General features: G+C 21.4%; 7 protein-coding genes and 1 pseudogene. 6 read left to right on the top strand and 2 right to left on the bottom strand.

The features are described 5' to 3' along the window. Positions 1 to 336: 336 nt before the first annotated feature. Together KTO59_RS03030 and KTO59_RS03025 are read right to left on the bottom strand one after the other, a co-directional pair. On the bottom strand, positions 337 to 636 hold the full coding sequence (locus tag KTO59_RS03030) for a hypothetical protein (RefSeq protein WP_284928565.1): 300 nt from the start codon (positions 634 to 636) through the stop codon (positions 337 to 339). Between the two features lie 208 nt (positions 637 to 844). Beyond that, positions 845 to 1,273, bottom strand: coding sequence for an IS3 family transposase (locus tag KTO59_RS03025; RefSeq protein WP_284928564.1), 429 nt, complete (start codon positions 1,271 to 1,273; stop codon positions 845 to 847). Positions 1,274 to 1,691: 418 nt separating this feature from the next. On the opposite strand from KTO59_RS03025, the gene KTO59_RS03020 reads away from it, so the two are divergent. The 6 genes and pseudogenes from KTO59_RS03020 to KTO59_RS03005 all read left to right on the top strand — a co-directional run bounded on the left by KTO59_RS03020 (position 1,692) and on the right by KTO59_RS03005 (position 6,642). Continuing rightward, entirely contained in the window at positions 1,692 to 2,243 is a 552-nt protein-coding gene (locus KTO59_RS03020; RefSeq protein ID WP_284928563.1) for a hypothetical protein, read from the top strand. Continuing rightward, complete coding sequence (locus KTO59_RS03015; protein ID WP_284928562.1) at positions 2,207 to 2,374, top strand: hypothetical protein; 168 nt, start codon at positions 2,207 to 2,209, stop codon at positions 2,372 to 2,374. The genes KTO59_RS03020 and KTO59_RS03015 overlap by 37 nt, the downstream gene beginning before the upstream one ends. A 206-nt stretch (positions 2,375 to 2,580) precedes the next feature. After that, positions 2,581 to 5,340 (top strand): N-6 DNA methylase, encoded by a 2,760-nt coding sequence (locus KTO59_RS03010; RefSeq protein ID WP_284928561.1) that lies wholly within the window; start codon positions 2,581 to 2,583, stop codon positions 5,338 to 5,340. Positions 5,341 to 5,554: 214 nt separating this feature from the next. Continuing rightward, positions 5,555 to 6,073: a helix-turn-helix domain-containing protein gene (locus KTO59_RS04585; RefSeq protein WP_445083519.1), complete on the top strand. Its 519-nt coding sequence runs from the start codon at positions 5,555 to 5,557 to the stop codon at positions 6,071 to 6,073. A 12-nt stretch (positions 6,074 to 6,085) separates the two neighbouring features. After that, positions 6,086 to 6,220 (top strand): annotated as a pseudogene (locus tag KTO59_RS04580) (hypothetical protein); the annotation flags it as partial. Positions 6,221 to 6,222: 2 nt separating this feature from the next. Further along, a complete protein-coding gene (locus KTO59_RS03005) occupies positions 6,223 to 6,642 on the top strand; it encodes a DDE-type integrase/transposase/recombinase (protein WP_284928560.1) in 420 nt (139 codons plus the stop codon). Positions 6,643 to 7,234: the final 592 nt, after the last annotated feature.

Raw genomic sequence — 7,234 nt, 5'->3', positions numbered from 1 at the left:
CTCAGTTAAACTTAGTTAATATTTTAAATTAATTGTTGTTGATGGAATGAGGAGCAGTTCGCATTTTATCTCAATCACTGGTCTCGGAAACGAAAAAGCTAACGAAATAATCACCGAACGAAAAAAAACCATTTGACTCATTTGATGACTTCATTACTAGAACCAAATTAAGCAAATCAATTATTAAAATATTATCGTAATTAGTTTTGTCACTTATTATTAATATAGTGACAAACTTTTTTTATTTAAATAGCTAAATAATTAAAAACTAATTAATATTTAAAACTTTTTTAAAAAAATTATTATAATTAAAATAGTTTTAAAAAAATAACAATTCTATTTTATATACGAATTTCTATATTCTATTGGCGTTTGAAAATTAAATTTTTCAAAAATCCATTTTTCATTACAAAATTTAACAAATTCGTAAATTTTCATTTTAATTTGTTTATGATTATCAAAATATAAATCATTATATTTAATTTTTAACCAATTTTTCAAATTACCAAAAAAACTTTCAATAACATCATTATTATTTGGTGTTGATTTTCTTGACATACTAACAATAAAATTTTTATTTTTTAAATAATTTTGTAATTTTTGACTTTGATAAACGATACCTTGATCCGAATGCATAATACAAGAATCTTTAATATTTGGTATTTGTTGAAAAGTCTTTTTTACTAATTTTAATTAGGATTGACACTTGTTTTGAATGCTACAATTTGATTATTAAACCCGTCAATTACACACGAAAACCATAAATTACCATTTTGATTTAATATACAAGTTAGATCGGTATACAATTTTTTTAAAGGTTGATTTGCTTTAAAATCATTTTTAATCAAATTAGGTTTTTTTGTGAGAATTTTTCATAAAATTTATTTTTAGAATTGGGAACACGCCATTTTGCCAACCAATCATTTTCTTTCATAATTTTTAAAATTATTTTTTTATTTATAATTTCATTAAAAACTTTTCTATATAAAAAAGTAATTTTTCGATAACCAAAAGCAAAATTATATTCTTTACACAAAGATCCAACTCTTTTAGTTATTAATTCTTTTTTTTGATTTCTTTTTTTTCTTTTAGGTTCGTTTTTTAACCAAGAATAATAAGTATTACGTTTTATTTTTAAAAATTCTAAAATTTTCGTTATACTTAAAAAACAACAATATTTTTTAATAATAGGTTTAATTATTGTTTGTAAATCTTTTCTTTCTAATTGAATTATATTTTGTAACATTTCAATTACTTTGGTTTTTTGATCCATTTAAACTTAATACTTTCATTAAATATTATACATTCATTTTAACTCAAAAACCCAGCATTTACCACATTAAAAAAACATTAAATTAAATTTTTTTAAATAAAATGAAATTTTCTTTCCATTTTTTTAACTAATTTAGGCCATTATATATATGTAAGACATTTTTTTAATTTTATTTTTTTAAAACAATAAAAATTAATTAAAAAAATCAACAACTTTTATTATTTTAAAAAAAATAAAAATTCAAACAAAAAAGTTGAATTTAATGAATAAAAAATAACTTAGTTTAATATAATTTGAATTAAAAAGTTATTAATGTTTTAGGGTGCAGTTCGAATTGGTTTTAATTAAAAATAATTATGATAAAATAAAAAATATTATGTAATCTTAATAATTAATTTTCAAAAAGGAGAATTTTATTATGTTTTCAACTATTCAAATCATTATTTTAGTAGTTTTAACTCTTTTATTATTTATTTTGGGACCTTATTTGATTATTCTTCGAGAAAAAAAATTAAATCAAAATCGAATTAAAAAAATCAGTCCTAAAGTAAAAATTATTTCTCATTTGTTTATTGGTATTATTGTTATATCATTTAATGCATTTTTAATGCATGTTAATAATAAATTAGAAGTTAAAAAAGAAAGTAAACCTGTTCCTACTCCTCAAATAGAAATAAAAACTGAATATTATTATAAAAAAGGAGAAACATATGGTACTAAATATAAATTAACTGAACAAGATAAACCTTATTTCAACGAACAAGGAAAATGGATGTTGAATAATGTTGAAGAAATAGAAGAACCATTAATTGACAAAACATATAAATTTTTCGGTTTCAATGGTTTCGATCAGTGTCAATACAAAGATAAAATTCCTAAAGATTTAGCTCCTTTTATTAGAGAACCTTTTAATAATTGGTATTATACAAATAAATGCCTCCTTATAAAGGTTATGGGGGTAGTGAATTAAATTATTTTATGTCTTCAGAGTTTGATATAGATACTTTGAGTAATAACTATAGAGGACCTGTATTTTCTGTATTTAATAATAGTTTTGTCGAAGAGGACAAAACTTATCAAAATGAACTACACAGGCCCTAAATATTTATTAGAAGAAGACAAAGATTTTTATGTTAATGAAGTTAAATGTCCTTTATAACAAAACAAAAGATGGGAAGAAGGAAGAACAGCTACTTATTACCTTCACTTTAATCCAAAAAAACAATATATTACTTTATATACAGAGAAAATGAATATAAAAGAAAAAAATAAAAAAATAATTTACCACAAAAAGAGAGATAAAAAAAATGAATAAAAATTTGACCGAATCAGATATTGCTTCTAGTATTGATTTTATGTTAGTTAAAGAGGGTTGGTTTATAGAAGGTGAAAAAAAAAATATTTTTTGTGAATACAGTATTGGTAGAAAAAGAGCCGATCGAGTATTATTTTTAGATAACAAACCTTTTTTAGTTTTAGAAATAAAAAAAAAATCTACTAATTATAACTTAAAAAGTGGTTTAGAACAAGCTATTGATTATGCTAAAAATATTGGTGCTCCTGTCGCTTGCGTTACTAACGGAAATATTATCAAAACTTATCATTTAATTGATGAAAAACCGTTATTTTATAACGATTCGGAAATAGATTTTTTTATACCACATAATTTAGCTAATGTTTTTCAAAAAAAACACAAATTCAATAATATATCTAAAGAAGTAAAAATATCAAGAGAAAATTTAATAAGTATTTTTAAAAAAATTAATAATTTATTACAAGAAGTTGGAATCAGCGCTGGCATCCAAAGAATTAATGAATTTTGTAATATTTTGTTTTTAAAACTTTTTAGTGAACAAAATATAAAAAAAATTAATAAATTATATTTATGGGAAAATTTTAAAAAAATAGAAGATAATAGTTTATTAGAATTTTTTTCAAAAAATATTATCCCTGAATTTCAAAAAAAATATAGTTCTGATGTATTTATTCAAACGGAAATTAAAAATTCATCTGTTTTAAGAAAAATAATTCAATTACTGGATCCTTTAAAATTAATTGATTTAGAAACAGATATTAAAGGTGATGCTTTTGAATATTTTATTAGTGCTTATTCAGGTGGTCATGGTCAAAAAACTGATTTAGGAGAATATTTTACACCACGTCATATCGTGAAAAACATAGTAAAAATTGTAGATCCTAAAATAGGTGAAACTATTTTAGATCCTTTTTGTGGTACTGGTGGTTTTTTAATTGAAGTTTTTAAACATATTAGTAAAAGAATTGACAAAAAAACTTTATTAAAGAAACTCCAAAAAGAAACTATTTTTGGAAAAGAAATTACAAGTACATCTCGATTAGCTAAAATGAATATGATTTTAGCTGGAGATGGACATAACAATATTAGTCAATGTGATAGTTTAAAGGCAACTAAAGAACCAAAATATGATTTAATAATAACTAATATTCCTTTTGGGAATCAAAAAGAACAATTATATATCGAAACTTGCCTTAATTTTTTAAAGAAAGGTGGTAGAATGGCAATCATTATTCCAGATGGAATATTATCAAACCAAAAAAATTTATTTTTAAGAAAAAAACTTTATAATAATTTTGATATAAAAATTATTTCTATGCCCAAGGGAGTTTTTGAACCATATACCGGTGTTAAAACTAGTATTTTAATAGCCAATTCGAAAAAAGAAAATACAACAAATTCGTTTATTAAAATATATAAAATTGAAAACGATGGGTTTAGTTTAGATAAAAAAAGAAGAAAATTATTAGCTATCGAAAACGATTGGGATCGATATCATTTGGAAATGTTAAAAATGTATACTACTACACCTACGGAAAATAATAATTATTCATTTTTAAATCAAAAAGAAATATCTGTTACCTTAAATAATGATTATCCAAAAATTAAATTAAGTGATGTAGTGGATATTCAAAAAGGCAATAACCCACCTAAAGATGAAAAAGCTTATATAGGAGGAGAAATTCCCTTTTTTAAAGTTTCTGATATTGCTAAATTTCATATAAAATTGAATTTATCGGAAAGCGTTCATAAAATCAATCCTGCTTATAAAACAACTTTAAAATTATTTAAAAAAAATTCTTTATTAATACCTACTTCAGGAGAATCTTGTAAATTAAACCATCGCGCTTTAATAAGTAAAGATTCTTATGTAGCATCTACGATTACAGTTTTAACTTGTGATGAAAATAAAATTTTACCTCTTTTCTTGTTTTATTGTTTGTTATTTGTCGATATGGGTAATTTTGTAAAAAATGATTTTTATCCTAGTGTAGATTCTCAAAAGTTTAAAAACATAATAATTCCTTTGCCAACAATCAAAGAACAAGAAAAAATAATTAAAATTTTAATTCCATATCACAAAATTATTGAAAAATCTAAACAAACTTATGCCAATTGGCGCCCTAATTTTGTAATAAAAAAAGAATGGCAATCTTTGCGTTTAAAAGAAATATCTTCAATTATTCAAGGTTTATCACTTCCTTTTGAAATGGATAATACTAAAACAATAGATAAAAAAAATAAAGTTGAATATATTAAATCAGGTCAAATTAGAGGTTTAGACAAATTCAACCTTAAAAAAAGATATTATTCAAATGAAAATTTAAAAATACCTCATGATAAATTATTACAAAATGAAGATTTGATTTTAAACAAACAAGGAAGAGGAACAGCTGGACGTATTTGTTTTTTTAAAAGTTCTCTTTTTAATAATTCAACAACCATTAACACTTGTGGTTATATTATTCGTGCCAAAAAAGAAATAATCAACCCTCGATATTTATTATATTTTATGTCTGGAATTATAGGTTTTAATGAATTACATAATATGGCCATTGGTACTACTGGGCAAATTCAAATTCCTATAACAACAATTGAGAATTTAATAATAAAAATTCCTAGTTTAGAAGAACAAGAAGAAATTATTAAATCATTGGATTTTGAATATAAATTCATTCAAAATCAAAAAGAAATAATTCCTTTTTTCAACCAAAAAATAAAAGAATATTGTGAATCAATAGGATTATTTTAATAAAAACTTAAAAACAAAAAGAAAATAAATAAAAATTAAAAAAAGAGAAAATAATATGATAAAAAAAATCAATATAATAAATTCAATCAAACAACCAATTAGTAAATTATAAAAAAATAATTTACCACAAAAAGAGAGATGAAAAAAACAACTTTTAATCAAAAAATCTTTTATAATATAAAAAAAAGTTTTTTGATTTAAAAGAGAATAGAGGATTTTTGCGGCTTCACCCCTTAAAAAAATTAAATATTATGATTTTGAAACTAAATTAAAAGTTATTTTAGATAGACAAAAAGGTATATCTATTAAAACAATTCAAAAAAAATTTCAAATTGTCGCAGTACAACAAATTTATCGTTGGATTAGATGGTTTAAAAATAAAGAATTTCACCGTTTACAACAAAAAAGAGGTCATAGTTATAAACATAAGACAAGTATTAATTTAAATTCTCATAATAACGAAATCAAAAAAATTAAACAACAAATAAAAACTATTTTTCAATTAAAAAATCAAAATTTTAAAAAAGCTTGTTTAAGTATTATTGACCAATATAAAAATAAATTCTCTTTAAATCAAATTATTAAATGGCTAGGAATTTCCAAAAACTCTTATTATCTTTGGCTGAAACAAAAAGAACAACCACCTTTTTTAACTAATTTAGACATTAAAATTCAAGAAATTTGTTATCAAAATCAATATTATAATAATATGGGAGAAGGTTTTTTTGTTTAGGGTTATCGTCGTGTTTATCAAGAACTCTTAATTCAAAATATTAAAGTCAACCCTAAAACAGTTTATTTGAAAATGAAAAAATTTGATTTATTATGTCAAACTCGAAAAAATCCTTATCTTAAACGTCATAGTAATAAATATTTATAGAATTGTATAATAGAGAAATTTTAAGTTATTGCCTTTCTCACAAAAGAGGCACTCATTTAGTTTTAACACCTTTAAAGCAATTACCAAATTTAAAAAAACCTGCTCTTTTTCATTCGGACCAAGGTACCGAATATACTTCAAAAATAATTCAAAATACTTTAAAAGAAAAAAAATTGATTCCTAGTTTCTCCGAAAAAGGAAGTCCAGCACAAAACGGTTGTATCGAAGATTTTTTTGCTAATTTTAAAAGTGAAACAATTTATTTAGAAAAAAACAAAAAATTAACCAAAAAACATTTAATACAAATTGTTAATACTTTTATGAAAAATTATAATTCTCAAAGAAGAATGAAATATTTAAAATATCTTTCTCCTTATCAATTTAAATATCAAAAAGAAAACCAACAAACCACTCTCAGATAATGAGGGTTTTACTTGTTGGTTTTCTTTTTGAATATCTCATTAACAAAAAATGTTTGACTAAAAAAAAAAAAAAATAATATAATTTTAATAAAAAATTTAGACACAATAAAATAGAGTTTGAACTTAACTATAAATTTACTATATGAGTAGCCAAATAGATACCTTTAAAGCTGTTATTTTTGATGATATTTTTAAATTAGCCCTAACATTGGCCATTTTTTAATTATTTTTTTATTTATCTAATTTTTTATTAAAAAAAAATATATAAAAATTATTAATAAATATTTTTAAAAGTCTTGTGTCTTGTTTTTTTTAAATTTTTTTAAAAAACAATTGACAAAATACAATTTTTTTATTATAATAAACAAGATTACAAGATACAAGATTTTTAAAATATATCATATATATATGTTTTTATACGTTTTCTTTTTTCTTTTTTTCTTTTTCTTTGTTTAGTAAATTTTTTTAAAAAAATATTTTTTTTAATTGACATATTTTATTTTTTTATGTTATATTATTTGTAATTAATAAATAGTTTACTTTTTTTAATTTTTTAACTTTTTGAACGGTTCTATTTTAATGGAACACACCC

Source organism: Candidatus Phytoplasma sp. AldY-WA1 (assembly GCF_020312115.2).
Lineage (GTDB): Bacteria > Bacillota_I > Bacilli_A > Acholeplasmatales > Acholeplasmataceae > Phytoplasma > Phytoplasma vitis.
Note: the sequence above shows the minus strand (reverse complement) of the source record. Positions and strands in the feature narration are given on the sequence as shown.